Below are 25,622 nucleotides of genomic sequence, written 5' to 3'. Positions count from 1 at the left end.
GTCCACCGGGGGCGCGTAGCCTCGCTACTTATGAGTACGACTTCCCCGGACCCGCTCGCCGCCCTGGGCACCTTGCCAGGGGTGGCCGACGCGGTGGACTCCGTGCGCAAGGCTGTCGACCGGGTCTACGGACACCGTGTCATGCGGCGTCGCAGCAATGAGGTGACCGCCGAGGCGGCCCTGCGGGGCGCGCGTGGTTCGGCTGCGCTTTCCGGTGCCGACTGGAATCTCGAGGAGGTGCGCCGCCGCACCGACTTCAGTGGTGACGGTGAGGCGCACGTGATCGGGGCGGCTCTGCGGCTGACGGCCGAAGCGGGCCAACTCCTCTCCATCTGGCGGCAGTCACCCTTGCGCGTCCTCGCGCGGCTTCATCTGGTGGCAGCTGGTGGTGCGGCGCCTGAAGACGCGGTCGGGCGGCCCCGGCTGGCAGGCGAGCCGGTGGATGAGCCACTGATCGAGGCGCCCCTGCCGGACGCTGACGAGGTCGCAGGGCGGCTCGAAGGGCTCAGCGGCATCATTCTTTCGGGCGGTGCCGCGCCCGCCCTGGTGACGGCCGCCGTCGTGCACGGCGAGTTGCTGGCGCTGCGCCCCTTCGGTTCGTACAACGGCCTGGTGGCGCGGACTGCCGAGCGGATCGTCCTGATCGGAAGCGGGCTCGATCCGAAGGCGATCTGCCCATCCGAGGTCGGGCACGCAGAGCAGGGCCGGGCCGCTTACGTCGCGGCTTTCGAGGGGTACCTGGCGGGGACGCCGGAAGGTATGGGCGCCTGGATCGCCCATTGCGGGCGGGCGGCGGAACTGGGAGTCCGGGAGTCGACCGCTGTGTGTGAGGCGCTGCAGCGCGGAGCCGCTTAACCCACCGCGGGAGGGGGCACGGCGCCTGCTGTTAGCACGCTCTGTCGACCGGTCCTCAGTGGCCTGCGGGCGGGTCGGCTTGTGCCGGTGGCAAGGGTTGCGGCGGTACCGTCCTCGGTACCGCCGCTGGCATGACCACCCGGTTACCAAGCGTCCTCGATATATGCCCATCAGGTCGGGTGCTTTGCCCGTCCCTGGTGCGGCTGGCCCGTAATCGACGGGTCGACGTCGCGTGGGTGCCCGGCGTTCATGCGCGGTCCGTGGGGCCTTCTCTGCGTTACAGGTCATCCTCTCGGATGTCCTTGGTCTCGCGGGCCGTTGACTCCTTTGTACTCCAGGCGCTGGGAGAGCGGAAGTGCTGGCCGCACTTCTTTACTTTTAGGTTCAATTACGGACGAGTCGGCCCAAACGAGCAGCTGCGAGCCGGGGACTCGGTGTGGGCTCGGCGCCGAGCCCACATGGGCAGCTGCGGGCAGGGGCAGGTTGGGTGCCGCTGCATGCTGCTTCCCCGGCGTCCGACGCCGTACGGGTATGGCCTCTGCGCAGGGCGGCGAACCCGGCGGCCCCCTGCGCGGAACCCTTCACGCCGAGGGCGCGGTGGCGCGGCGGCGGGCGGTGTACCAGACGAGCCCGGCCGTGAGGGCCGCTGCGCCCACCGCCGCAGCGGCCACGAGTGCCGGCCGTGGCGGCATCGAGAGGGTGGGCAGGCGTTGCTTGAGCCGCACCGGGCGGTTGAAGACGAGAATCGGCCATTCCCGCAGAGTCGCCTCGCGCCGCAGTGCGCGGTCCGGATTGACCGCATGTGGATGGCCGACGGATTCCAGCATGGGGACGTCGGTGGCTGAATCGCTGTACGCGTAGCAGCGGGCGAGGTCGTAGCCCTCGGACACAGCGAGAGCCCTGATGGCCTCGGCCTTCGTCGGCCCGTACGCGTAGTACTCCACCTCGCCCGTGAAGCATCCGTCGTCCCCGACGACCATTCGGGTGGCGACGACTCGGTCGGCGCCCAGCAGCTCCCCGATCGGTTCGACCACCTCGGCGCCCGAGGTCGACACGATCACCACATCGCGTCCGGCGGTGTGGTGCTCCTCGATGAGTGTCGCTGCTTCGTCGTAGATGATCGGGTCGATCAGATCGTGCAGCGTTTCGGCGACGATCTCCTTCACCTGCTGCACGTTCCAGCCCTTGCAGAGTGACGAGAGATATTCACGCATCCGCTCCATCTGGTCGTGATCCGCGCCCCCGGCAAGGAACACGAACTGTGCGTACGCCGTGCGCAGTACGGCGCGGCGGTTGATCAGCCCGCCTTGGTAGAAGGACTTGCTGAAGGTCAGCGTCGATGACTTCGCAATGACCGTCTTGTCCAGATCGAAGAAGGCGGCTGTGCGCGGCAAGAAGCGGTTTTCCACAAGGCAGAGCATAGGGGCCCGCCATTCGGCGTAAACTCCGGTGCGTGGGTTTGCCTGAGAGAGCTCTCGGGTACACCATGGAAGTCACGGATCGTTCGCGACCGTGCTAACCCGGTCCGACTCCTCCCCCCCCGAGTCGGCCGTGGGGACGACCCCCGCTCTCCCCCCCGGCGGGGGTCGTCGCATGTCCGGACACGGTTCTGCCGCTGTTCTGTCGCTCTGAATCACGCATTTCTCCTCCTTTCGGCCGTGATGGCCTGCGCCTGCGGACGCCTGCCATCAGCATGCACTGTCACGGTGCGTAGCGGAAGGGGTGCTCTCGGAAGTCGCCGGTTCGAGCTACGAAGTTATTCACAACGGTGGAGTTGTCCACAGTTTGCGAGCAAGATCCACACGATTTCCGGAAGCGCTGCACCGTGATTCCACCCGTGAAGTCCACGGGTTCCGGAATCACCGTTCTCGGGAGCGCCGAGATCGCCGCGAACCGCGGTGAAGGTGAGTGAAGAAGGGGGCGGAGATCGTGGCTGAATCGAGTGCACGAGATCGTCTGCCGGCCGCCGACGCGCGGCGGGGCGGACCGCTGATCGTGACCGAGGATCTGGAACTGCTCGACGATCTGCTGAGGCTGTGCGCGGCCGCCGGAGCGGAGCCCGAGGTTCACCACACCCTGCCGGAACGCAGAGGGGGGTGGGAGCAGGCCCCCATGGTCCTCGTGGGGGACGACGCGGCGGCGCGGTGCCGCGGGGCGGCTCGCAGGCGGGGCGTGATGCTTGTCGGACGGGACCAGGACGCTCCGGACGTGTGGCGCAGGGCGGTGGAGATCGGAGCTGAGTACGTACTGCGGCTACCCGATTCGGAGACCTGGCTGGTCGATCAGATCGCCAACGCGGCTGAGGGGGTCGGCCGGCCCGCGCTGACCGTCGGGGTGATCGGTGGCCGGGGCGGTTCCGGCGCGTCCACGCTGGCCTGTGCGCTGGCGGTGACCGCGGCGAGGGCCGGGCGGCGGACGATGCTGATCGACGGCGATCCGCTGGGTGGAGGCATCGACGTGCTGCTCGGCGCCGAACGGGCCGAGGGAATGAGGTGGCCTGATTTCGCCCATTCCAAGGGGCGGGTCGGTGGCGGCGCGCTGGAGGAGTCGTTGCCCGCCCTGCACGGGCTGCGGGTGCTCAGCTGGGGCCGTGACGACTGGGTGGTCATCCCACCGCAAGCCATGCAGGCAGTCCTTGCAGCCGCGCGCAGGCTCGGCGGGGTGGTGGTGGTCGATCTGCCGCGCCGCATCGACGAGGCGGTGGCCGAGGCCCTGGCGCAGTTGGACCTCGGGCTCCTGGTGGTCCCCGGGGAGCTGCGGGCGGTCGCCGCGGCGAAACGGGTGGCATCGATGGCGGGCATGGTGTTGGAGGACCTCCGTGTGGTGGCGCGCGGACCGTACGCGTCCGGCCTCGACCAACAGTGGGTGGCCCACGCCATGGGGCTGCCGCTCGTCGGTGAACTCCCCCTGGAGCCGGGACTGCTGGCCGAACAGGACATGGGGGAGCCGCCCGGTAGAAGTCCCCGTGGGCCGCTGGCCAGGTTCTGTTCGGCGTTCTGGGAGCAGGCCCTCGTCGGCGAGGGGGCCGGAGGCCGGTCCGTGGGGGGCGTGTCATGACCGAGGGCTTGCTCGACGCGGTGCGGCAGCGGCTGGCACAGAGTGGTGCGGCGCCGACTCCGGCAGGGGTGGCGGCCGCGTTGCGGGCGCAGGGGCGGTTGCTCGGAGACACCGAAGTGCTCGGGGCGGCGGACGAGCTGCGCGGCGAACTGATCGGGACCGGTGTGCTGGAGCCGTTGCTCGCCGATCCGGCGGTCACGGATGTGCTGGTGTCCGCTCCCGACCGGGTGTGGGTGGACCGGGGCCGAGGGCTCGAACTGTCCGCGGTGACCTTCGCGGACGCGGCGGCGATCCGCAGACTCGCGCAGCGGCTGGCGGCCGTCGCGGGGCGACGCCTGGACGACGCCAGGCCCTGGGTGGACGCCCGGCTTCCGGACGGCACCCGGATGCACGCCGTGCTGCCGCCGGTATCGGTCGGATCGACGTGTCTGTCGCTCCGGGTGGTGCGGCCGAAGGCCTTCTCGCTGGGGGAACTCGTCGTGGCGGGGACGGTGCCGCCGGGCGGCGACCAGGTGTTGCGGGCGTTGGTGGAGGCCCGGGTCTCCTACCTCATCAGTGGGGGGACCGGAGCGGGAAAGACGACGCTCCTGTCCAGCTTGCTGGGTGTGGTGGGGGTGCAGGAGCGGATCGTGCTCGCCGAGGATTCGGCCGAGCTCCGGCCGGACCACCCGCACGTGGTGCGCCTCGAATCGCGCCCTGCCAATCAGGAGGGGGCCGGGCTGGTGACTCTCCGGGACCTGGTGCGGCAGGCCCTGCGCATGCGGCCCGACAGGCTGGTGGTCGGAGAGGTGCGAGGCGCCGAGGTCACCGAACTGCTGGCGGCTCTGAACACGGGACACGAGGGGGGCTGCGGAACGGTTCACGCCAATGCCGCCGAACATGTGCCCGCCCGATTGGAGGCGCTGGGAACCGCTGCGGGTCTGGACCGGACGGCGCTTCACAGTCAGCTGGCGGCAGCGTTGTCGGTGGTGGTCCATCTCGTACGGGACCGGACCGGCCGGCGGAGGATCTCCGAGATTCAGGTGCTCGAGCGCGATAGGGCGGGGCTGGTGGTGACCGTCCCCGCACTGCGCTGGGGGGCGGCCGGATTCGAGCGGGAGCGGGGCTGGGAGCGGCTGAGGGCGCTGATCGGCGGTGAGCGGTGAGCGGTGTGCCGGGGGGAGGGCCGGACGCGGCGTACGTGGCCGCGCTGTGTGCGGGGGCGTCGGCCGGACTGGTGGTGGCCGGGCGCAGTCAGGGGCCCCGGAGAGCCCGGGTGCTGTTCGGCGACGGGGTGGTGCAGACGCCCGTTCGGGAGACCTGGGAGAGCGGCCGGATCAGGCTGGGAACGTGGTTGCGGGGGCGGCGGGAGTGGTGGTGCCTGCCGGTGGCCCTGCTTCTGGCCATCCTTGGAGCGTCGGTGTTGCCGGTGATCGCGGGGATGGTCGCGGTCCCCCTGGTGCGCCGGTGGCTCCGGACAAGGCAGCTGCGCAGGGAGCGGGAGCGCAGGGCCGACGGGGTGGTGGACCTGTGCGGCGCGGTGGTGGGCGAGCTGAGGGCCGGGCACGAACCGGGGCAGGCGCTGCTTGTCGCGGTCCACGGCACGGAGGCGCTGGGCGCGGCGGGGCCGGGGGTGTCGGCTGCGGCGCGGTTCGGGGGCGATGTGCCGCGGGCACTGGGGCAAGCGGCATGCGAGCCGGGCCTGGATGGCCTCGCGGGAGTGGCCGCCTGCTGGCGGGTGGCGGCCGATGGCGGCGCCGGTCTCGCAGCCGGTCTGGACCGGCTGGAGGGCGCGTTACGAGCTGAGCGGCGTCGACGGGAGGAGCTGCGGGCACAGCTGGCCGGTGCCTGGTCGACCGTCGTGGTGCTGGCCCTGCTTCCGGTGCTGGGCCTGGGGCTGGGAGCGGCCCTAGGGGCGCATCCGCTGGAGGTGTTGCTGCACAGGCCCGTCGGGCTGGCCTGTCTGATGGCGGGCGCGTCGCTGGAAGCGGTGGGGTTGGTCTGGGCGACTCGGATCGTCCGCAAAGGGGAAGTGGCGTGAGCACCCTGGGCGGTGAAGTGGTCCACAGGGCGGCGGTCGTGGGACTGCTGCTGGGCGTGTGTGTCCAGCCGGCTCTCGCCATGGCGCGTCGCCGGACCGGGCAGCGGGTGCGGCGGCGAGGCCTGACGCTCCTTGCCGTATCCCCTACCGCGCCCATGCCCCTGGGCGGTCACGCGGGCCGAAGGGGTGTGCCTTCGGGGCGCATGCGGTTGCTGCCGGTCTCCGTCTCCGCTGCCGGTGCCAAACAGTGGGCGGTGGTGCTGGGTGCCGTGCTGACGGGCTGGGTTCTGGTGGGTGGCCCCGCCGGGTGGGTTACTGGGCTGGTGGCGGCCTGCGGCACTTGGAGGTGGCAGCGGGCGCGACTCAGGCAGGCACCGCGAGCCGCAGCCGAGGAGGCGGCTCGAGGGATTGAGTCGATGCGTCAGCTTCCACTGGCGGCCGATCTGCTGGCGGCCTGCATCTCGGCGGGTGCTGGTCCTCGTGAGGCGGCCGAGGCGGTCGGTGTGTCGCTGGGCGGGCCGGTAGGTGAGCAACTGGCCCGAACGGCGGCAGAGATCAGGCTCGGCGGCGATCCGGGCATCGCCTGGGGGAGGTTCGGGGCGATACCGGGCGCAGCCGCCCTCGCGCGCTGCCTGGACCGGGCTGGGTCGACCGGCGCTCCCGCTGCGGAATCGGTGGCCCGACTGGCCGAGGCCATGAGGGCGGAGAGGGCGAGCGTGGCGGTGGCGCGGGCCCAGCGGGCTGCCGTGCTGATCACGGCACCTGTCGGGCTCTGCTTCCTTCCCGCCTTCCTGACCGTGGGTGTGGCGCCTGTGGTGATCGGGCTGGCAGGAGGGCTGCTGCAGCCCTGATCATCCACCCAATTTCGTTGAAAGCAATTTCCGAGAAACGACGCTTTACGGGGGTTTTGAGTGATGCGCACAATCACGTGCTGGGTGAGGTCCGTGGCTCGCAAGGTACGGGCTGACACCGGGATGACGACATCCGAATATGCGGTCGGAACCATCGCGGCCTGTGCGTTCGCCGCGGTGCTCTACAAGGTGGTCACCAGTCCGCCCGTCATGGCACAGCTGCAATCGCTGCTCAAGGACGCGCTCGATGCGAAGTTCTGAGAGCGGTGCCGGAGAGCTGGAGGGCCGCGGCGAAAGAGGCGGGCGGGTCAGACACGCCCGGCACGGACAGGACCGGGCGAGGGCTGGGCCGGCGGGGCGACAGGACAAGGGGGCGGTGACGGCCGAGGCGGCCATGGCCGTCCCGGTTCTGGTGATCTTCGTACTTGCCCTGCTCTGGGCATTGATGGCCGCCTCGGCCCAGATCCGGTGTGTGGACGCGGCTCGGGCCGGCGCCCGGGCGGCAGCCCGATCAGAACCGGAGGCGCAGGTGAGGGAGGCAGCCCTTTCGGCGGCGCCTGCGCGCGCCCGGGTCGACGTGGAGCGGGTCGGGGAGTTGTGGCACGTCACCGTGGTCGCACCAGCCCCCGGCCTCGGGCCGCTGGCCGTGACGCTGCGCTCGGAGGCCGCTGCGGCAGCGGAGGACGCAGCGGCAGCAGAGGACACAGCGGCGACCGAGGCTATGGCGGGGGCGGCCTCGTGATGCGGCCCAGTCCGCGAAGCCAAGTTCTGGGCCTGGACCGCGAGGGGGGTGGCGTTGTGATGCGGCCCAGTCCGCGAACCCGGATCCGAAGGGAGTTGCACCGGGGTGGGGACGGCGCCGCAATACGGCCCGGCCTTGGGCGGCTGCTCCTGGGTTTGCACGCGTTGCGCCGGTTGCGGGTGTGCGGGAGGTGGCGGGATCAGGGGCTGGCGACGGTGTGGGCTGCGGTGACCACGGCGACGCTGTGCGTGGTCTTCGCGGTGATCCTGACTCTCGGAGAGGTGGTCGTGGTGCGGCACCGGGCCGGAGGCGCGGCCGACCTGGCCGCGCTGGCTGCGGCCGACCGCGCTCTGGAGGGGTCCGCCATCGCGTGCCGGTCGGCCCGGGAGGTGGCAGCGGCGCAGGGGGCTGAGGTGGTGCGATGCGTCGTCCAGGGGGAGATCGCCGATGTGACGGCACGGGTGCGCCATGGACCGTACGGGCCCGAGGTCAGGTCTCGGGCGGGTCCGCCGACGGCAGCGCCCACCGGGTCGCTCGGGTCTGCCGGCAGCCCGGTCCCTCCGGAGACCGTGGTGGGCCCCCCAGGAACCCCCGCCCCGCCCGAGGGTCGGCTCGGGCGGGACAAGCAGGCCGCCCTGCCACGCCGGGGAACGGGAAGAAGCGACTGGATCACCGCGAAGAGTTCGGTTCCTCCGCGGGATCTGGCTCGCCGGCGGAGTTCGCACCCGGGTCCGGCGACGAGGACCGGAGGAGTTCGGTGAGCAGGCGGACGGCGCCTCGCTTGTGCAGGGGCTCATTGCCGTTGCCGCACTTGGGGGACTGGACACACGAGGGGCAGCCCGCCTCGCACTCGCAGGACGCGATCGCCTGTCGCGTCGCGGTCAGCCAGGCCCGGGCGGTGTGGAAGGCGCGTTCGGCGAAGCCGGCGCCGCCGGGGTGGCCGTCGTACACGAATACGGTCGGCAGCAGGGTGTCCGGGTGCAGGGGTACGGACACCCCGCCGATGTCCCAGCGGTCGCAGGTGGCGAAGAGCGGCAGCATCCCGATCGACGCGTGCTCGGCGGCGTGCAACGCGCCGCCGAGGATTTCAGGGTTGATCCGTGCCGCGTCGAGCTGGTCCTGGGTGACCGTCCACCACACGGCCCGGGTGCGCAGGGTGCGGGGCGGAAGGTCCAGCTTGGTCTCGCCGAGCACCTCGCCGGTGATCAGTCTGCGACGGAGGAAGGAGACGACCTGGTTGGTCACTTCGACGGAGCCGTAGCAGAGCCGCCCGTCCCCCCAGGGGATCTCGGTATCGGTGTCCAGGACGGCGATGGCCGTGGTGTCGCGCGCGGTCGTCGAGTACGGCGGACTGGCCTCCTCGACCAGCGCGACCGAGTCCTCCAGATCCAGTTTCCGGACCAGGTAGGTGCGGCCCTGGTGGAGGTGGACGGCGCCTTCGTGGACGGCGGTGTGCGCGGCGGACTCGTCGACGGTGCCCAGCAGCCGGCCGGTGCCCTCTTCGACGATCTGGACGGGGCGGCCGCCCTCGCCCCGGATGTCCGTGAGGTCGGCGGCCCGCTCGCGCCGGGTCCAGTGCCAGCCCGACGTCCGTTTGCGGAGCAGCTTCGCGGCTTCCAGCTGCGGCAGCAGCTCGGCCACGGCGGGGCCGAAGAGGCGGAGGTCGGATTCGGTCAGCGGTAGTTCCGCGGCGGCGGCGCACAGATGGGGGGCCAGGACGTACGGGTTGTCCGGATCGAGGACGGTCGACTCCACGGGCTGTTGGAACAGCGCTTCGGGGTGGTGGACGAGAAAGGTGTCCAGTGGGTCGTCGCGGGCCACCAGGATGGCGAGGGCGCCCTGGCCGGCCCGACCGGCGCGGCCGGCCTGCTGCCACAGCGAAGCCCTGGTGCCGGGGTACCCCGCGATGACGACGGCATCCAGGCCGGAGACGTCGATGCCGAGCTCGAGGGCGGTCGTGGCGGCCAGGCCGAGCAGGCTGCCGGAGTGCAGTGCGCGCTCCAGGGCGCGGCGTTCTTCGGGGAGATAACCCCCGCGGTAGGCGGCGACCCTGGAAGGCAGGGTGCGGTCGACCTCGGCGAGGCGTTCCTTGGCGATGACGGAAATGAGCTCCGCGCCGCGCCGCGAGCGTACGAAGGCGACGGAGCGTACGCCCTGCACGGTCAGGTCGGTGAGCAGATCGGCGGTCTCGGCCGTGGCGGTACGGCGGACGGGAGCGCCCTTCTCACCGGACAGTTCGGTCAGGGGCGGCTCCCACAGGGCGAAGACCAGCTCGCCGCGCGGGGAGGCGTCGTCGGCGACCTCGGTGACGCGGAGGCCGGTGAGACGGCCTGCCGCGACCGAGGGTTCCGCGGCGGTGGCCGAGGCGAGGAGGAAGACGGGATCGGCGCCGTAGCGGGCGCACAGGCGGCGGAGCCGGCGCACCACCTGGGCGACATGCGAGCCGAAGACGCCCCGGTAGGTGTGGCACTCGTCGATGACGACATAGCGCAGGGCGCGCAGGAAGGAGGACCAGCGGGGATGGGACGGGAGTATCCCGCGGTGCAGCATGTCGGGATTGGTGAGGACGTAGTTGGCGTACTGGCGTACCCATTCGCGTTCTTCGACGGGGGTGTCGCCGTCGTAGACGGCGGGCCGGATCCCGTTGCCGAGCGGAGCCGCCAGTTCCTTCACCGAGCGCCGCTGGTCGGCGGCGAGGGCCTTGGTGGGGGAGAGGTAGAGCGCGGTCGCCCCACGGCCGTTCGGGGCCTCGGAGCCGTCCAGGAGGGCGCTGAGGACCGGGGCGAGGTAGGCCAGCGACTTGCCGGAAGCCGTGCCGGTGGCGATCACGACCGACTCGCCGTCCAGCGCGTGCTCCGCCGCGGTGGCCTGATGCGCCCAGGGGTGATCGATACCGGCCCTCTGGATGGCGGCGATCACTTCCGGACGGATGCGATCGGGCCAGATGGCATGGGTTCCCTTACGCGGGGGCAAGTGCTCCGTATGAGTGATGCGCGCGGACCGGCTCGCCCCTGCGGCGAGCCGGTCGAGGACCGCCTCGGGAGAGGGGCGGAAGCCCCCGTTCTCGGGCGGTCGACTGGGGCGGTGATTCTTGGCCATCGGCACCGAGTGTGTCACTGGCGAGGCGGACAATGGTCCCAAGGCGTCGTGCATGGCTGCCCGTAAGTGATTGAATGCCATCGCGGCTGGCGATCCATCCCCTGGCTCCGCCGGGGAGACCGAGGGGCGACCGCTCGATAGCAAGGTGCTGGAGGATCCGTGGACCTGTCCTTGTCGACTCGCAATGTGTCCGGCCCTGGTGGCGACCGTACGGTCGTCGAGGTCGGTGGCGAGATTGATGTGTATACCGCGCCCAAGCTGCGCGAGCAGTTGGTCGAGTTGGTGAATGACGGCAGCTACCACTTGGTTGTCGACATGGAGGGTGTCGACTTCCTCGACTCCACCGGCCTCGGCGTGCTCGTGGGTGGCTTGAAGCGTGTGCGGGCTCATGAGGGCTCGTTGCGCCTGGTGTGCAACCAGGAGCGCATTCTCAAGATTTTCCGGATCACCGGTCTGACGAAGGTGTTCCCGATCCACACCACGGTCGATGAGGCCGTGGCGGCGACCGACTGACGTCCCGCCCGCGGTCGGGCCGGCTCTGAGCCGGCCCGGCGGTGGTCGGTGCGACAGCGGTGTCGTACCAGGGCGGCCGGGGTGACGGTGGCCGTTCATCGGTGGCCGGTGATCCGGTGGCCGAATGTCCGGCAGCGGTCCTTCATCCGTTCGGCGGCCCGTGGCTGACATTAATCTGTCGGCTGCCGCAGGGGCGCGCGATCGGTCTGCGGTGCGGCGGCAGGCAGGCGGCCGAACGACGGTCGGACGGCGCTCGTCGTCCGGGCGGCACGGACGGCCGGGCGGTGTCGGTCCGGTGGGCCGACCGCTCGACCAGCCGCCGAAGACAGAGCTCAGGATTGTGGGCCGCGTGTCCGGCACCTGAGGATGCACTTACGTACGCTCGAGGGGGATCGCATGGCCACCGTTGAACTCCGCTTCAGCGCCCAGCCCGAACACGTCAGAACGGCCCGCCTCGTGGCGGCCGCCGTGGCGCGCCGGGCCGGGGTCGACGAAGCCGTGCTCGACGAGGTCAGACTCGCCGTGGGAGAGGCCTGCAGTCGCGCGGTCGGGCTGCACCGCAGCCACGGCATCACGGCACCTGTCACGGTCGTCCTGATCGAGGACGAGAAGTCCTTCGCCATCGAGGTCGGCGACGAGGTCCCGGGCCCGGGTGCCGACGGGTCCGTACCCGGCAGCGTCTCCGGACACCACGACGCCACGCCCGGGGTGGGACCTGACGAATCCGAGCCGGACGCCGACGGTGAGGACGAGATGGGCCTGGCGGTCATCAGCGGTCTGGTCGACGACGTGGAGGTCAGGTCGGGTGCGGATGGTGGAGTCATCCGTATGAGCTGGCCGAAGACCCCGGCCGCCGTTCTGTGAGTCGGCCGAAGACACCGGCCGCTGTTCTGTGAGTCGGCCGAAGACGTCGGCCGCCGTTCTGTGTGTCGGTCGAGGGCTCGGCTGCCGTTCCTTGGGCCGGCCGGAGATGTCGGCTGCCGTTTCTCGCCTGACATGGGCGGAGGCGTTGCCCACTGTCACCTCCCTGAGGCGGGCAGAGACGCCCGATGCCGCTGCTCTCCCCTCTGAGGTGGGCTGAGCGCCAGCCGCTGCTGTAACCCCGCTCTCGCCCTCAGAGGTGGCTGGAGGCGCTGGTCACCGTTCTCCCCTGAGGCAGCTGAGGCGGCTGAGGTAGCCGAAGAAGCCGCAGGCGTCGGCTGTCGGCAGCCGTCCCAGCCTGAGCCGACCGGAGGGCGGCCGCCTTTTCTGCATGAGGCGGCGGCTGTCAGGCGGTGGTCGTGCCACCCGGACGGCGTAGTCGGCCGGCCCTGATCCAGTTTTCTGAGGCCCTGCTGAGCAGGGCCTTTTTGCATGTCTGCCCCGACGGTGCTCTTCCGGAAATGCGCCTGCCCCATTACTGCATTCGGTCCATGCGGAGAACTCGATCAATTGCCGTTCGGTGGATGAAGACCAATTACATTTACCGCGCACTGTTTTGATCGTGTTCCGCTCCCTACAATCCGTCCACGTCTTGAGCGCTGAGCGTCAAGGAGGACGTATGGCGGGGTTCGGCACCACACCACTGGCAGAACTGACGCAGTATTCCGTACCTTCCGACCCACCCACCACTCTCGCGGCCGCGGTACTCACCGATGACAACCGCGTGATCGTCATCGTCGTCGCGGCCGTCGCCGTCGCCGCACTGATCGTCGCCCAGCTGCTGGTACGTCAGGTGCTGGCAGCGGGTGAGGGCACCGAGCGCATGAAGGAGATCGCGGCGGCGGTCCAGGAGGGCGCGAATGCCTATCTGGCGCGACAGTTGCGCACGGTCGGCGTATTCGCCGTCGTGGTCTTCTTCCTGCTTCTGCTGCTTCCGGCCGACAACTGGTCGCAGCGTGCCGGCCGTTCGGTGTTCTTCCTGGTGGGTGCGCTCTTCTCGGCTGCCACCGGATACATCGGCATGCGGTTGGCCGTACGAAGTAATGTCCGGGTGGCGGCCGCCGCGCGTGAGGCGACTCCTGCGGAAGGCGAACCGGAAAAGGATCTCACCGCCGTTTCGCACAAAGCGATGAAGATCGCTTTCCGGACGGGCGGGGTGGTCGGCATGATCACCGTAGGGCTGGGCCTTCTCGGCGCCTCCTGTGTGGTGCTCGTCTATGCCGCCGACGCGCCGAAGGTGCTGGAGGGCTTCGGACTCGGTGCGGCGCTGATCGCCATGTTCATGAGGGTCGGCGGGGGCATCTTCACCAAGGCGGCGGACGTCGGTGCCGACCTGGTCGGCAAGGTGGAGCAGGGCATCCCGGAGGACGACCCCCGCAACGCCGCCACCATCGCCGACAACGTGGGCGACAACGTCGGGGACTGCGCGGGCATGGCGGCCGACCTCTTCGAGTCGTACGCCGTCACGCTGGTCGCCGCGCTCATCCTGGGAAAGGCGGCCTTCGGCGACTCGGGGCTGGCGTTCCCCCTGATCGTGCCGGCGATCGGTGTGGTCACCGCGATGATCGGGATTTTCGCGGTCGCTCCACGGCGCGCCGACCGGAGCGGAATGACCGCCATCAACCGGGGATTCTTCATCTCCGCCGTCATTTCGCTCGCCTTGGTCGCGGTCGCGGTCTTCGTCTACCTGCCGTCCTCGTACGCGGAACTGGACGGGGTCACCGAAGGGGCCATCACCTCGCACGGCGGGGACCCACGGGTCTTCGCGCTGGTCGCCGTCGCCATCGGCATCGTGCTGGCAGCCCTGATCCAGCAGCTGACCGGCTACTTCACCGAGACCAACCGGCGCCCTGTCCGGGACATCGGCAAGTCCTCACTGACCGGACCGGCAACGGTCGTGCTCGCCGGCATCTCGATCGGTCTCGAATCCGCCGTCTACACCGCGCTGCTGATCGGGCTCGGCGTGTACGGAGCGTTCCTGCTCGGCGGTACGTCGATCATGCTGGCGCTCTTCGCGGTGGCACTGGCCGGTACGGGGCTGCTCACCACCGTCGGCGTGATCGTCGCCATGGACACGTTCGGTCCGGTCTCCGACAACGCGCAGGGCATCGCCGAAATGTCCGGTGACGTCACCGGAGCGGGCGCACAGGTCCTCACCGACCTGGACGCCGTGGGCAACACCACCAAGGCCATCACCAAGGGCATCGCGATCGCCACGGCCGTCCTGGCGGCGGCGGCCCTCTTCGGGTCCTACCGTGACGCGATCGCCACCGCGGTCGACGACGTCGGCGCCTCGGCCGGGGAGATGGGGCTGAGTCTGGACATCTCCCAGCCCAACAACCTGGTCGGCCTGATCCTGGGCGCCGCAGTGGTCTTCCTCTTCTCCGGCCTGGCCATCAACGCGGTGTCCCGGTCCGCGGGCGCCGTGGTCTACGAGGTGCGGCGGCAGTTCCGCGAGCATCCCGGGATCATGGATTACACGGAGAAGCCGGAGTACGGGCGCGTCGTCGACATCTGCACCAAGGACGCGCTGCGCGAGCTGGCCACCCCCGGTCTGCTGGCGGTGCTGGCGCCGATCGCGGTCGGCTTCACCTTCGGGGTCGGGGCACTCGGCTCGTACCTGGCGGGCGCGATCGGCACCGGGACGCTGATGGCCGTCTTCCTCGCGAACTCCGGCGGCGCGTGGGACAACGCCAAGAAGCTGGTCGAGGACGGTCATCACGGTGGCAAGGGCAGTGACGCCCATGCCGCGACCGTCATCGGTGACACGGTCGGTGATCCGTTCAAGGACACGGCCGGGCCGGCGATCAACCCTCTGCTCAAGGTGATGAACCTGGTGGCGCTGCTCATCGCGCCCGCGGTGGTGCAGTTCAGCTACGGCGAGGACGCGAGCGCGGGGGTGCGTGCGGTGGTGGCGGCGCTGGCCATCGCGGTCATCGTCGGCGCGGTCTACGTCTCCAAGAGGCGGGGGATCGCAGTGGGCGACGAGGGTGATTCCGACGGCGGGGGCGGGGAGGGCGCCACCAGGCCGGCTGACCCGGCAGCCGCTCAGTGACCCGGCAGCCGCACGGCGTACACGCCCACTAGGCGACGCTCCTTCAGAAGGCGGGCGGACGCGGCACTCTGATGTCACGTCCGCCCGCCGCCCGTCTGCCCGCCGCCTGTCCGCCCGCCCGCCCCTTTGCCGGTCCGCCCGCCGCCTGTCCGCCCGCCGCCTGTCCGCGCGAGTGACGAATCGATCAGGAGTTCCCACGTATCGGGCCGTGCGGGTGAGTTGTATCTCCCTCATTTCCCTTGGTGCAAATGGCTTCAAAAGGTCACCCGTCGGACGCCCGGCACCCGGATGGAGGGCGTTCGGCGTGTAAGTTCCGGGGCCGAGAGCCTTGGAAGGGACCGATCCGGTGAACAAGAAGCTTGCGGCCGCACTGTCCGGCGGTGCGGTACTGGTACTTACGCTGTCGGGCTGCAGCGACGACAGCGACAACAAGGTGAACGACTGGGCCAAGAAGGTCTGTGACCAGGTCCAGCCCCAGCTGCAGAAGATCGCGAACGCCAACGCCTCCATCCAGCAGCAGACCGCCGACAACAGCAAGCCCGCCGACGTCCAGGAGACCGACTCGGCCGCCTTCCAGCAGATCTCGCAGGCGTACAAGGCGCTGGGCACGGCCGTCGACTCGGCCGGACCGCCGCCGGTCGACGACGGCGAGACGACGCAGAAGGAGGCCGTGAAGGAGCTCAACGCCTCCTCCGTGGCCTACGCGAACCTGCAGAAGAAGGTCGACGCGCTGGACACGAAGGACCAGGCGAAGTTCGCCGACGGTCTCAAGGGCATCGCGGACGAGCTGAACAAGATCAGCACCAATGGTGACCAGGCGCTGAAGAGGCTCCAGTCCGGCGAGGTCGGTACCGCGATGGCCAAGCAGAAGGGCTGCCAGAAGCCGACGGCCTCCGCGTCGCCCACGGCCGGCTCGTCGAAGGAGGCGACGCCCTCCAAGGAGGCGTCCGCCTCGTCCAGCAAGGCGTCGTGACCCGGCGGCTCCCGCCGGGGTCGCGGACCCTTCACGAGCAGCTGTGCGTCCGCCGTCCGGCAGGCGTAGGACCGGCCCGGCGCCCTGGCGGGGCGCCGGGCCGCTGCCGTTGTCAGTGGGAGCCGTCACAATGGGCATGTGAGTAAGACCAGCCTTCCCGCAGCAGACCACGCGACCGGGCTCCGCGAAGCCCTGCTCGCCGCCGCCTTCACCGCCGACGGGCTCCTCGACCTGCTCGGCGCACCTGCCTACGCCGCGCTCGCCCGCAGCGAGACGGTCCCGGCGCTGCGGGCCACCCGCGGTGACGCGCCGCTCGACACGCTGGTGCGCCTCTTCCTGCTCCAGCGCCCGGTCCCGGCCGGGCGGGCAGCGGCCGTGCTGCCGCTGGAGGAGTGCGTGGCCGACGGCTGGCTGACCGAGGCGGGCGGCGAGGTGCGGGCCACCGTCGACGTGCGCCCTTACAGCGGGCCGGACGGCCAGGACTGGTTCATCGTCTCCGACCTGGGCTGCGCGGTGGGCGGCGCCGGTGGGATCGGTTCACACGAGGAGGGCGTCGTCCTCGGGATCGGCGGAGCCTCCACCACACTCGCCGGGATCACCGTCCGCAGGCCCGTCGGGTCCGCCCTGGACGTCGGTACGGGCTCCGGCATCCAGGCGTTGCACGCCTCGCAGCACGCGAGCCGGGTCACCGCCACCGACCTCAACCCGCGTGCCCTCGACTTCACCCGGCTCACCCTCGCCCTGTCCGGCGCTGCCCCGGCCGACCTCCGCGAGGGCTCCCTGTACGACCCCGTCGGCACCGAGACGTACGACCTCATCGTCTCCAACCCGCCCTTCGTCATCTCGCCCGGCGCCCGCCTCACCTACCGCGACGGCGGCATGGCGGGCGACGACCTGTGCCGGACCCTGGTGCAGCAGACCGGCGACCGCCTCAACGAGGGCGGATACGCCCACTTCCTGGCCAACTGGCAGCACACCGAGGACCAGGAGTGGCAGGAAAGGCTGCGGTCCTGGATCCCGTACGGCTGTGACGCGTGGATCGTGCAGCGCGAGGTGCAGGACATCACGCAGTACGCGGAGCTGTGGCTCCGCGACAGCGGCGACCACCGCACGGACCCCGCGGAGTACGCCGCGCGGTACGACGCCTGGCTCGACGAGTTCGAGGCCCACGGGACGAAGGCGGTCGGCTTCGGGTGGATCACCCTGCGCAAGTCCGCCGCGGCGGCCGCCGGGGAACCCTCGGTCGTGATCGAGGAGTGGCCCCACGCGGTGGAGCAGCCGCTCGGACCGGCCGTGGAAGCGCACTTCGCCCGCCAGGACTACCTGCGGGAACAGGACGACGCGGGGTTGTTGGCCGCGCACTTCTCCCTCGCCGCCGAGGTCGTACAGGAGCAGGTGGGGCTGCCGGGGGCCGAGGACCCGGAGCATGTGGTGCTGCGTCAGAACCGCGGTATGCGGCGCGCGACGAAGGTCGACGCGGTCGGCGCCGGGTTCGCGGGCGTGTGCGACGGGTCGCTGCCGGCCGGCCGGATCCTGGACGCGATCGCCCAGTTGATGAACGAGGACCCGGTCCTGTTGCGCGACCGCACCCCCCAGGCCATCCGGCTGCTGGTCGAGGAGGGCTTCCTGGAGCCCCTGCCCCCGGCCGGCCGGGTGGCCGGATGATCCGTATCGAGCTGGACGAGGCGTCGCTCGGCGCGACACGGATCGCCATCAGCCCCCTGTGGGACGCGTTCTGCAGCCTGCACCTGGCCATGCCGCACCGCCTCCCCTCCCGGCCCTACGAGGAGTGGGTGGTGCGCGCCCGCGAGGTGCTGCGGGAGGACGAGCGGACGGACGCCTTGCGGCTGCTGATCGACGGGCCGCACAATTTCCCGGACTTCCTGCTGCCCCGTCCGGTCGGCGCGACGTCGGTCGAGGCGGAGCTGGACACCGTCCGGGCGACGCCGGGCGATGTCGTGCGGGCAGGGGTCGCCGAGCACTATCCGGGGCTCGAGGACCACCCCCGCGTCCGCCCGTACCTGGAGGACCCCGAGGCGGCCTGCGCGGATCTCGCCGACGCGTACGCGGCCTACTGGGACGGCGCGATGGCGGCGCACTGGCCCACCATGCGCCGGCTCGTCGAGGACGAGGTCCTGATCAGAGCCCGTACCTTCGCCACCGAAGGCATCGACGCGCTCTTCACCGGTCTGGAGAGCCGCGCCAGGTGGACGCCGCCCGTCCTCGAACTGACGAAGCACATCGACGCGGAGTACCGGGCGGGTGAGCGCCGGCTGCTGCTCGTCCCGCTCGTCTTCGCCGAGGGCTGCCGGCTCTACTCCACCGACGACCCCGAGGTCCTGACGGTCTCCTTCCAGGCCCGCGGTGCGGGTGCGCTGCGCGAACGCTCCGCGGAGCGCCCCGAGAGCGGTGACCGGCTCGGGCTGCTGCTGGGCAGGGGCCGCGCCTCGGTCCTGCGACAGCTGGGCGGGCCGCTCACCACGGCCGGGATAGCCGACCGGCTGGGGCTCGCGCCCAGCACGGTCTCCGAGCACCTGTCGGTCCTCGCCGAGGCGGACGTCGTCACCCGGCACCGGGTCGGCCGCAGCGTGTATTACCAGCTCACGGACACCGGCCGGGCCCTGCTCGCGCTGCTCTCGGGGGAGGACGTGCTCCGCGCGGTGTCCTGAGCAGCCGTAAGCGTGGGGTGGCAGCACAAGCAGGCCCAAGGGGGCCGGGAAGCCGGGACGATTCGGTGGCCCCCGAATTGATGGCGGGCGCGGCACGGCCGGACCTAGCGTGCCCGCCATGCTTGCGATCGAGGCGAAGAACCTGCGCCGCACCTACACCAGCCGGACCGGCTTCCTGCGTCCGCGCCGCACCGAGACCGAGGCCGTGCGCGGGGTCACCTTCGAGGTGGCGCGCGGCGAGCTCTTCGGCCTCCTCGGCCCCAACGGCGCGGGCAAGACCACCACCATCAAGATGCTCAACACCCTGCTGCTGCCCACCTCGGGCACCGCCCGGGTGCTGGGCCACGACGTGGCGTCCGATCCGGTCGCCGTACGCCGCAGGATCGGCTACGTCTTCGGCGGCGACCGGGGTCTGTACGACCGGCTCTCCGCCCTCGACAACCTGCGCTACTTCGCCGAGTTGTACGCCGTCGAACCACGCGACCAGAAGCGACGGATAGCCGAACTGCTCGACCTGGTCGGCCTCACCGGCCGGGAGAGGGAGCGCGTGGAGGGCTACTCGCGCGGGATGCGGCAGCGGCTGCACATCGCGCGCGGACTGCTGCACCGGCCCGACGTGCTGTTCCTGGACGAACCGTCCATCGGCGTCGACCCGGTGGCGGCGCGCGATCTGCGACGCACCGTGGCCGATCTGCGGGCCGGCGGGACCACCGTGCTGCTGACCACCCATTACATGGCCGAGGCGGATGAGCTGTGCGACCGGATCGCGGTCATCGCCGGTGGCACGATCTGCGCGCTGGGCACCCCGGACCGGCTCAAGTCCAGGGTCCAGGAGCGCGGCATCCTGGAGATCGAGGCGTACGGGGCGGGCGAGGAACACCTCGGCCGTATCCGAGGCCTGGAGGGTGTGCACGGGGTGGCCGCCGAGGACCGGGGCAGCCGGCAGGCCGTCATCGTGCAGACGGAACGGGGCGCGGAACTGCACGCGCAGGTACTGGCGGAGCTTTCCGGCGTTCGGGTCGGAAGCGTCGTCACGCGCGAACCCACGCTGGAGGACGCCTACATCGCCATCGTCGAGGAGGCGGAGGCAGAGGCGGTGGAAGAGCAGGAGGCGGAGGCGGGCAGCGGGGACGCGGGTGGACGGGGCACGGGTCACGGGGACCCGGGCGACGGGGGCACCGGTCACGGGGACGCGGCGTACGGGGAGGCCGAGGACGCGGGTTCGGGGGCGGAGACGGGGGCCGGTGGACGTACGGAGAAGCCTGCCGGTCGGGGGCCGGCGCCCGTGGCCGCTCAGCCCGTTCGGGCCGGCCGTCCCAGCGACGAGGCCGCGGCATGACCGCCGCCCGGGCCTTGCGCCTGATCGTCGTCGGAGTGCGTACCCACGTCTCGTACATGAGCCGTTCACCGCTCGAAATCACCTTCGCCGTCCTCGTGCCCCTCGTGTACGCGACCCTCGCCGTCTATCTCTTCCGCGCTGCCGACGACCCCGGCCGCCTGCTCGCGGCGGCCGTCGGCGCCGGGCTGATGGGCATCTGGTCCTCGGTGCTCTTCGGATCGGGCGGAGCCGTACAGAATCAGCGGTGGCTCGGCACGCTGGAGACGCTGGTGGCCTCGCCCACGCCGCTCTCCCTCGTCCTGCTGCCGATCACCCTGGCCACCGCTGTGATCGGTACGTACGCCATGGGGGCGACGGTGATCTGGGGCGCTGTGCTCTTCGACGTGCCGCTGGACTTCGCGCACCCGCTGCTCTTCCTGGCCGCCGTCCCCGTGTGCGTCCTGTCGCTCGGGATGATGGGGCTGCTGCTGGCGGCCACGTTCGTGCTGCTGCGCAACGCCAACGCACTCGCCAACCCGCTCGACGCGCCGGTGTGGCTGCTGTCCGGGATGCTCGTGCCCGTCACCGTGCTGCCGGACTGGACGCGTCCGGTTTCCTGGGCGCTGCCCACCACCTGGGGTTCGCGGGCGGTGCACGCGGCGACCTCGGGCGGGGCGGGAACCGCTGAGGTGCTGGTCCCGATGGCGGCGGCGCTCGCCCTCGGCACCTTGTACGCGACGGTCGCCGTCCTGGTCCTGGGGCGGGTCGAGCAGCGTGCGCGGGCCGCCGCCACGCTCTCCCTCGCCTGAAGTTCCTCCTTCTCGCCTGAAGCCCACCCCTGGCCTACCGCCGCGCCCCACCTCAGGAGTTGTCCCGCATGCCTTCGCCCACATCGGCCCCGGCACCGGCCGTCGCAGACCTGGCGCCCGCCTCCGCCCCCGATCTCGGCCCCGCGCCCGGCCTGCGTCGGAGAACCGTTTCCGCGGTGCGTCTCGTCGTGATCGGCGGCGGACTGTCCTACCGGGCCCTCTTCAACTGGACGACACCGCCCATGTTCATCGGCACCCTGCTGGTCGGGCCGCTGCTGCAACTGCTGTTCTTCGTCTTCCTGGGACGGCAGCTCCAGGTCGCCGACGACCGGTTCTATCTGCTCGGCAACGCCGTCGTCTCCGCGTCGACCGCCTGTGTGTACGGCGGCACGATGGCCATCGCCAACGAACGCCGGTACGGGACCCTCGGCGCCGTGTTGCTGAGCCCTCGGAACCGGGCTCCGCTCTGGTTCGGTCGCGCTCTTCCGTATGTACTGAACGGCCTTGTCATCAGCGTCTTCACGCTTACGGTGGCCTGTCTGCTGCTCGGGCTCCGGATTCCGCTTGGGGCGTTGCCCGGACTGGCCGCGGTCCTGCTCGCCGCTGCGGCGGGGTGCTCCGCCTTCGGCCTGGCGCTGGGGGCGCTGGGACTGCGGTTCCGTGATGTCTTCCTCATCTCGAACGTGGCCAGTTCCGGACTCCTGCTCCTGACCGGGGCGAACGTGCCGCGGGAGAGCCTCCCGGAGTGGATGCGGGCCGTCGGCGACGTCCTGCCGATGACCCACGCGGCCGCGGCGGCACGTGAGTTGTCCGCCGGCGGCGGCCTCGACGGCCGGGGCATCGCCGCGGAGCTGCTGACAGGGGCGGGGTACGTCCTGCTCGCCGTCGTACTGCTCACATGGTTCGAACGCGGCAGCAGGCGGCGCGCGACCCTCGACGTGATGTGAATTCGGCCATGACCGGCCGAGTGCCGCGGTGGCGCGCCCGCGAGGTCCGGCCGGCTGTTCATCCGGAGTTCGCACCCGCGCCGTTCCGCGGTGGGAACCTCCCCGGTATCCGAGCGGCACCGTGCGGGCGGACCGTGCCGGGCCGCGCCGGGGGGACGGGGAGGCGTACGGGCATGGAGAGCGGACCTGCTGTCTTCGCCGGAGCGGTGTTCGCGCTGTTCGGCGCCGCACTGCTGCTGTGGACGGGGGCGCGCGTGCTGCACCGCGCGCCGGTGGCGCACAGGGTGAGCCCCGTCGCCTCCACCGCACTCGCCACTGTGTTCGGCGTACTTTTTCTCGTCCTCGGGGTGTGGTGCCTCACCCGCGTCTGAACCCGCTCCGGCCCCGGCCACCCTCTCCGGCCCAGGAACACGCCCGGGCCGACCGCCCCTCGCCCCCGGCACCCGCAGGGCGGCCACAGCGCCGCCGAAACCCGCAGGCAGCGGCCGCGTGCGGGGCGCAGGGAGCGGGCCGGGCGGCAGGAATGGCGGAAGTCGGGTTACCGTTCGAGTGGCCGTTGCGGGCTTTTGCCGTTTGACACGGGGGCGGGTTGTACCGTCACACTCCGCAGCGACAGCACTGTCGGCAGCGCCATCGCGCTGCCCTGATGCCCACCGAGCGTCGACCGGAGAGAAGAGCGAAGTTGTCCCCGACCAGCGAGACCGCACAGGGCGGCCGCCGACTCGTCATCGTCGAGTCGCCTGCCAAGGCGAAGACGATCAAGGGCTATCTCGGCCCCGGATACGTCGTCGAGGCGAGCGTCGGGCACATCCGCGACCTCCCGAACGGCGCCGCCGAGGTGCCGGACGAGTACACCGGCGAGGTACGCCGTCTCGGCGTCGACGTCGAGAACGACTTCCAGCCGATCTATGTCGTCAATGCCGACAAGAAGGCCCAGGTCAGGAAGCTCAAGCAGCTTCTGGCCGAGTCCGACGAACTCTTCCTCGCCACCGATGAGGACCGCGAGGGCGAAGCCATCGCGTGGCACCTGCAGGAAGTGCTCAAGCCCAAGGTCCCGGTCCACCGGATGGTCTTCCACGAGATCACCAAGGATGCGATCCGGGCCGCCGTCGCCAGCCCGCGCGAGCTCAACCAGCGCATGGTCGACGCCCAGGAGACCCGCCGCATCCTCGACCGCCTCTACGGCTACGAGGTCTCGCCGGTCCTCTGGAAGAAGGTCATGCCGCGGCTGTCGGCGGGCCGCGTCCAGTCCGTCGCCACCCGCCTCGTCGTCGAGCGGGAGCGCGAGCGCATCGCCTTCCGCTCCGCCGAGTACTGGGACCTGACCGGCACCTTCGCCACCGGCCGGACCGGTGACGCCTCCGACCCCTCGACGCTCACCGCCCGCCTCAGCGCGGTCGACGGGCGCCGCATCGCACAGGGCCGCGACTTCGGTCCCGACGGCCTGCTCAAGGCCGGCTCCGGCCAGACGCTGCACCTGGACGAGACGAACGCCCGCGCCCTGGCCGCCGCGCTCGCCGACTCCGCGTTCGCCGTGCGCTCCGTCGAGTCGAAGCCGTACCGCCGCTCCCCGTACGCGCCCTTCCGCACGACGACCCTCCAGCAGGAGGCGAGCCGCAAGCTGGGCTTCGGGGCGAAGGCCACCATGCAGGTCGCGCAGAAGCTGTACGAGAACGGCTTCATCACCTACATGCGTACGGACTCCACGACCCTGTCGGACACCGCGATCTCCGCGGCCCGCGCCCAGGTCACGCAGTTGTACGGGGCGAATTACCTGCCGGACAAGCCCCGCACGTACGCCGGCAAGGTCAAGAACGCGCAGGAGGCGCACGAGGCGATCCGCCCCTCCGGGGACCGCTTCCGCACCCCGGCCGAGACCGGCCTCACCGGTGACCAGTTCCGGCTCTACGAGCTGATCTGGAAGCGGACCGTCGCCTCCCAGATGAAGGACGCGGTCGGCAACTCCGTCACCGTCAAGATCGGCGGCCGGGCGAGCGACGGCCGGGACGCCGAGTTCTCCGCGTCCGGCAAGACGATCACGTTCCACGGCTTCATGAAGGCGTACGTCGAAGGCGCCGACGACCCGAACGCCGAGCTCGACGACCGTGAGCGCCGGCTGCCGCAGGTCGCCGAGGGCGACGCGCTGACCGCCGACGAGGTCACGGTCGACGGCCACGCCACCAAGCCGCCGGCCCGCTACACCGAGGCGTCGCTGGTCAAGGAGCTCGAAGAGCGCGAGATCGGCCGGCCGTCGACGTACGCGTCGATCATCGGGACGATCCTCGACCGCGGCTACGTCTTCAAGAAGGGCACGGCGCTCGTACCGTCGTTCCTGTCGTTCGCCGTCGTCAACCTGCTGGAGAAGCACTTCGGCCGGCTCGTGGACTACGACTTCACGGCGCGCATGGAGGACGACCTCGACCGCATCGCCCGCGGTGAGGCCCAGTCCGTGCCGTGGCTGAAGCGCTTCTACTTCGGCGCGCAGGCAGGCGAGGACGCGGCCGGTGCCGGAAGGGCCTCCGACGCGGGCAACGGCGACGGTGACCACCTCGGCGGGCTCAAGGAGCTCGTCACCGACCTCGGCGCCATCGACGCCCGGGAGATCTCCTCGTTCCCGGTCGGCAACGACATCAAGCTGCGGGTCGGCCGGTACGGCCCGTACATCGAGCGCGGCGAGAAGGACTCCGAGGGCCACCAGCGCGCGGACGTCCCCGAGGACCTGGCACCCGACGAGCTGTCCGTCGAGTACGCGGAGGAGCTGCTGGCCAAGCCGAGCGGCGACTTCGAGCTCGGTGCGGACCCGGTCAGCGGGAACCAGATCATCGCCAAGGACGGGCGTTACGGCCCGTACGTCACGGAGGTGCTGCCCGAGGGCACCCCGAAGACCGGCAAGAACGCGGTGAAGCCGCGGACGGCCTCGCTCTTCAAGTCGATGTCGCTGGACACGGTGACGCTGGCCGACGCGCTGAAGCTGATGTCGCTGCCGCGCGTCGTCGGCGAGGACGCCGAGGGCGTCGAGATCACCGCGCAGAACGGCCGCTACGGCCCGTACCTGAAGAAGGGCACGGACTCGCGGTCGCTGACCTCCGAGGACCAGCTCTTCGACATCACGCTCGAAGAGGCCCTCGCCATCTACGCCCAGCCCAAGCAGCGCGGGCGGGCCGCCGCCAAGCCGCCGCTGAAGGAACTGGGCACGGACCCGGTGAGCGGGGCCCCGGTCGTCGTCAAGGACGGGCGCTTCGGCGCGTACGTCACCGACGGCGAGACGAACGCCACGCTGCGCACCGACGACAGCGTCGAGGACATCACGCCGGAGCGCGGCTACGAGCTGCTCGCCGAGAAGCGTGCCAAGGGGCCCGCCAAGAAGAAGACGGCGAAGAAGGCTCCGGCGAAGAAGGCCACGGCCAAGAAGGCGCCGGCCAAGAAGGCGACCGCGGCGAAGAAGGCGGCCAGCTCGGCGACGAAGTCGACGACGGCGGCGAAGAAGACCGTGGCGAAGAAGGCTCCGGCCAAGAAGGCGACGGCGAAGAAGGCGGCTTCTGCGGCGTCCACGGAGGACTGACGTCCTTCCTGGGGGCTTGGGGCCGGGTTGCCTGGGCCGGGCTTGGGCCGGGCATGGAGTTTGTACGCCGGAGGGGGCTGGACGCCGATCCAGCCCCCTCCGGCGTTGCCGCGTCGTGGGGGCAGGGTGCGGGTGGGGGCGCCTGCGGCGGGCCTTGTCCCCTCCCCGCCCCTTCCCGTAACCGGGGGGGCGCCCCCCGCCCCCCGGGCCGCGCCGACCGCGGCCGGCTGT

Annotated in this window: 21 protein-coding genes; 19 read left to right on the top strand and 2 right to left on the bottom strand. The window is 71.0% G+C overall.

Features of this window, described 5'->3' with window-relative positions; all coding sequences use genetic code 11:
* The first annotated feature begins 30 nt into the window (after positions 1–30).
* A complete protein-coding gene (locus ABZ454_RS00105) occupies positions 31–855 on the top strand; it encodes an oxidoreductase (protein ID WP_359535126.1) in 825 nt (274 codons plus the stop codon).
* Positions 856–1,436: 581 nt separating this feature from the next.
* On the opposite strand, the gene ABZ454_RS00100 is transcribed toward ABZ454_RS00105, so the two are convergent.
* Positions 1,437–2,276, bottom strand: coding sequence for an HAD-IB family hydrolase (locus tag ABZ454_RS00100; protein WP_356321399.1), 840 nt, complete (start codon positions 2,274–2,276; stop codon positions 1,437–1,439).
* A 574-nt stretch (positions 2,277–2,850) separates the two neighbouring features.
* On the opposite strand from ABZ454_RS00100, the gene ssd reads away from it, so the two are divergent.
* The 7 genes from ssd to ABZ454_RS00065 all read left to right on the top strand — a co-directional run bounded on the left by ssd (position 2,851) and on the right by ABZ454_RS00065 (position 8,286).
* On the top strand, positions 2,851–3,912 hold the full coding sequence (ssd, locus tag ABZ454_RS00095) for a septum site-determining protein Ssd (protein ID WP_359535732.1): 1,062 nt from the start codon (positions 2,851–2,853) through the stop codon (positions 3,910–3,912).
* Positions 3,909–5,057, top strand: a complete 1,149-nt coding sequence (locus ABZ454_RS00090) for a TadA family conjugal transfer-associated ATPase (protein WP_359535124.1) — start codon at positions 3,909–3,911, stop codon at positions 5,055–5,057. The genes ssd and ABZ454_RS00090 overlap by 4 nt, the downstream gene beginning before the upstream one ends.
* The gene (locus ABZ454_RS00085) at positions 5,054–5,932 is read left to right on the top strand and encodes a type II secretion system F family protein (protein ID WP_359535121.1); all 879 of its coding nucleotides are present in this window, start codon (positions 5,054–5,056) and stop codon (positions 5,930–5,932) included. Before ABZ454_RS00090 ends, ABZ454_RS00085 begins: the two co-directional genes overlap by 4 nt.
* Before the next feature lie 80 nt (positions 5,933–6,012).
* On the top strand, positions 6,013–6,783 hold the full coding sequence (locus ABZ454_RS00080; RefSeq protein ID WP_359535731.1) for a type II secretion system F family protein: 771 nt from the start codon (positions 6,013–6,015) through the stop codon (positions 6,781–6,783).
* Positions 6,784–6,846: 63 nt separating this feature from the next.
* Entirely contained in the window at positions 6,847–7,044 is a 198-nt protein-coding gene (locus ABZ454_RS00075; RefSeq protein WP_359535119.1) for a DUF4244 domain-containing protein, read from the top strand.
* A gap of 115 nt (positions 7,045–7,159) precedes the next feature.
* Positions 7,160–7,525: a TadE family type IV pilus minor pilin gene (locus tag ABZ454_RS00070; protein WP_359535116.1), complete on the top strand. Its 366-nt coding sequence runs from the start codon at positions 7,160–7,162 to the stop codon at positions 7,523–7,525.
* A complete protein-coding gene (locus tag ABZ454_RS00065; protein ID WP_359535114.1) occupies positions 7,525–8,286 on the top strand; it encodes an Rv3654c family TadE-like protein in 762 nt (253 codons plus the stop codon). Before ABZ454_RS00070 ends, ABZ454_RS00065 begins: the two co-directional genes overlap by 1 nt.
* Here ABZ454_RS00065 and ABZ454_RS00060 read toward each other — a convergent pair.
* Positions 8,195–10,705, bottom strand: coding sequence for a DEAD/DEAH box helicase (locus tag ABZ454_RS00060; protein WP_359535111.1), 2,511 nt, complete (start codon positions 10,703–10,705; stop codon positions 8,195–8,197). The two genes, ABZ454_RS00065 and ABZ454_RS00060, sit on opposite strands and share 92 nt — an antisense overlap.
* A gap of 78 nt (positions 10,706–10,783) precedes the next feature.
* Between ABZ454_RS00060 and ABZ454_RS00055 the strand changes: the two genes are divergently transcribed.
* The 11 genes from ABZ454_RS00055 (at position 10,784) to topA (ending at position 25,391) form a co-directional block, all read left to right on the top strand.
* Positions 10,784–11,137 (top strand): STAS domain-containing protein, encoded by a 354-nt coding sequence (locus ABZ454_RS00055; RefSeq protein WP_003967428.1) that lies wholly within the window; start codon positions 10,784–10,786, stop codon positions 11,135–11,137.
* 396 nt (positions 11,138–11,533) lie between these two features.
* Positions 11,534–12,001, top strand: a complete 468-nt coding sequence (locus ABZ454_RS00050) for an ATP-binding protein (protein ID WP_359535109.1) — start codon at positions 11,534–11,536, stop codon at positions 11,999–12,001.
* 676 nt (positions 12,002–12,677) lie between these two features.
* Entirely contained in the window at positions 12,678–15,113 is a 2,436-nt protein-coding gene (locus ABZ454_RS00045; RefSeq protein ID WP_359535106.1) for a sodium-translocating pyrophosphatase, read from the top strand.
* Between the two features lie 346 nt (positions 15,114–15,459).
* Positions 15,460–16,086: a small secreted protein gene (locus tag ABZ454_RS00040; RefSeq protein ID WP_359535104.1), complete on the top strand. Its 627-nt coding sequence runs from the start codon at positions 15,460–15,462 to the stop codon at positions 16,084–16,086.
* A 138-nt stretch (positions 16,087–16,224) separates the two neighbouring features.
* Entirely contained in the window at positions 16,225–17,751 is a 1,527-nt protein-coding gene (locus tag ABZ454_RS00035; RefSeq protein ID WP_356319481.1) for a methyltransferase, read from the top strand.
* Positions 17,748–18,755 (top strand): helix-turn-helix domain-containing protein, encoded by a 1,008-nt coding sequence (locus ABZ454_RS00030; RefSeq protein ID WP_359535101.1) that lies wholly within the window; start codon positions 17,748–17,750, stop codon positions 18,753–18,755. The genes ABZ454_RS00035 and ABZ454_RS00030 overlap by 4 nt, the downstream gene beginning before the upstream one ends.
* Before the next feature lie 118 nt (positions 18,756–18,873).
* The gene (locus tag ABZ454_RS00025) at positions 18,874–20,094 is read left to right on the top strand and encodes an ABC transporter ATP-binding protein (protein ID WP_359535098.1); all 1,221 of its coding nucleotides are present in this window, start codon (positions 18,874–18,876) and stop codon (positions 20,092–20,094) included.
* Positions 20,091–20,882, top strand: a complete 792-nt coding sequence (locus ABZ454_RS00020; protein ID WP_359535095.1) for an ABC transporter permease — start codon at positions 20,091–20,093, stop codon at positions 20,880–20,882. Before ABZ454_RS00025 ends, ABZ454_RS00020 begins: the two co-directional genes overlap by 4 nt.
* A 68-nt stretch (positions 20,883–20,950) precedes the next feature.
* Complete coding sequence (locus tag ABZ454_RS00015) at positions 20,951–21,829, top strand: ABC transporter permease (protein WP_359535092.1); 879 nt, start codon at positions 20,951–20,953, stop codon at positions 21,827–21,829.
* Positions 21,830–22,002: 173 nt separating this feature from the next.
* Positions 22,003–22,200: a hypothetical protein gene (locus ABZ454_RS00010; RefSeq protein ID WP_356319476.1), complete on the top strand. Its 198-nt coding sequence runs from the start codon at positions 22,003–22,005 to the stop codon at positions 22,198–22,200.
* Positions 22,201–22,511: 311 nt separating this feature from the next.
* Complete coding sequence (topA, locus tag ABZ454_RS00005) at positions 22,512–25,391, top strand: type I DNA topoisomerase (RefSeq protein WP_359535089.1); 2,880 nt, start codon at positions 22,512–22,514, stop codon at positions 25,389–25,391.
* Positions 25,392–25,622 lie beyond the last annotated feature (231 nt).

Origin of the sequence: Streptomyces sp. NPDC005803, assembly GCF_040630435.1 — a bacterium.
Lineage (GTDB): Bacteria > Actinomycetota > Actinomycetes > Streptomycetales > Streptomycetaceae > Streptomyces.
The sequence above is the reverse complement of the archived record's forward strand: the minus strand, read 5'-3'. Positions and strand labels throughout refer to the sequence as shown.

What these genes read in the sequence shown, in the direction of transcription:
- ABZ454_RS00015 (WP_359535092.1), top strand. Translation starts at nt 20,951, where the DNA reads ATGCCTTCGCCCACATCGGCCCCGGCACCGGCCGTCGCAGACCTGGCG.
- ABZ454_RS00080 (WP_359535731.1), top strand. Translation starts at nt 6,013, where the DNA reads ATGGCGCGTCGCCGGACCGGGCAGCGGGTGCGGCGGCGAGGCCTGACG.
- ABZ454_RS00050 (WP_359535109.1), top strand. Translation starts at nt 11,534, where the DNA reads ATGGCCACCGTTGAACTCCGCTTCAGCGCCCAGCCCGAACACGTCAGA.
- ABZ454_RS00105 (WP_359535126.1), top strand. Translation starts at nt 31, where the DNA reads ATGAGTACGACTTCCCCGGACCCGCTCGCCGCCCTGGGCACCTTGCCA.
- ABZ454_RS00025 (WP_359535098.1), top strand. Translation starts at nt 18,874, where the DNA reads ATGCTTGCGATCGAGGCGAAGAACCTGCGCCGCACCTACACCAGCCGG.
- ABZ454_RS00020 (WP_359535095.1), top strand. Translation starts at nt 20,091, where the DNA reads ATGACCGCCGCCCGGGCCTTGCGCCTGATCGTCGTCGGAGTGCGTACC.
- ABZ454_RS00010 (WP_356319476.1), top strand. Translation starts at nt 22,003, where the DNA reads ATGGAGAGCGGACCTGCTGTCTTCGCCGGAGCGGTGTTCGCGCTGTTC.
- ABZ454_RS00030 (WP_359535101.1), top strand. Translation starts at nt 17,748, where the DNA reads ATGATCCGTATCGAGCTGGACGAGGCGTCGCTCGGCGCGACACGGATC.
- ABZ454_RS00060 (WP_359535111.1), bottom strand. Translation starts at nt 10,705, where the DNA reads ATGGCATTCAATCACTTACGGGCAGCCATGCACGACGCCTTGGGACCA.
- ABZ454_RS00090 (WP_359535124.1), top strand. Translation starts at nt 3,909, where the DNA reads ATGACCGAGGGCTTGCTCGACGCGGTGCGGCAGCGGCTGGCACAGAGT.
- ABZ454_RS00045 (WP_359535106.1), top strand. Translation starts at nt 12,678, where the DNA reads ATGGCGGGGTTCGGCACCACACCACTGGCAGAACTGACGCAGTATTCC.
- ABZ454_RS00075 (WP_359535119.1), top strand. Translation starts at nt 6,847, where the DNA reads ATGCGCACAATCACGTGCTGGGTGAGGTCCGTGGCTCGCAAGGTACGG.
- ABZ454_RS00065 (WP_359535114.1), top strand. Translation starts at nt 7,525, where the DNA reads ATGCGGCCCAGTCCGCGAAGCCAAGTTCTGGGCCTGGACCGCGAGGGG.
- ABZ454_RS00100 (WP_356321399.1), bottom strand. Translation starts at nt 2,276, where the DNA reads ATGCTCTGCCTTGTGGAAAACCGCTTCTTGCCGCGCACAGCCGCCTTC.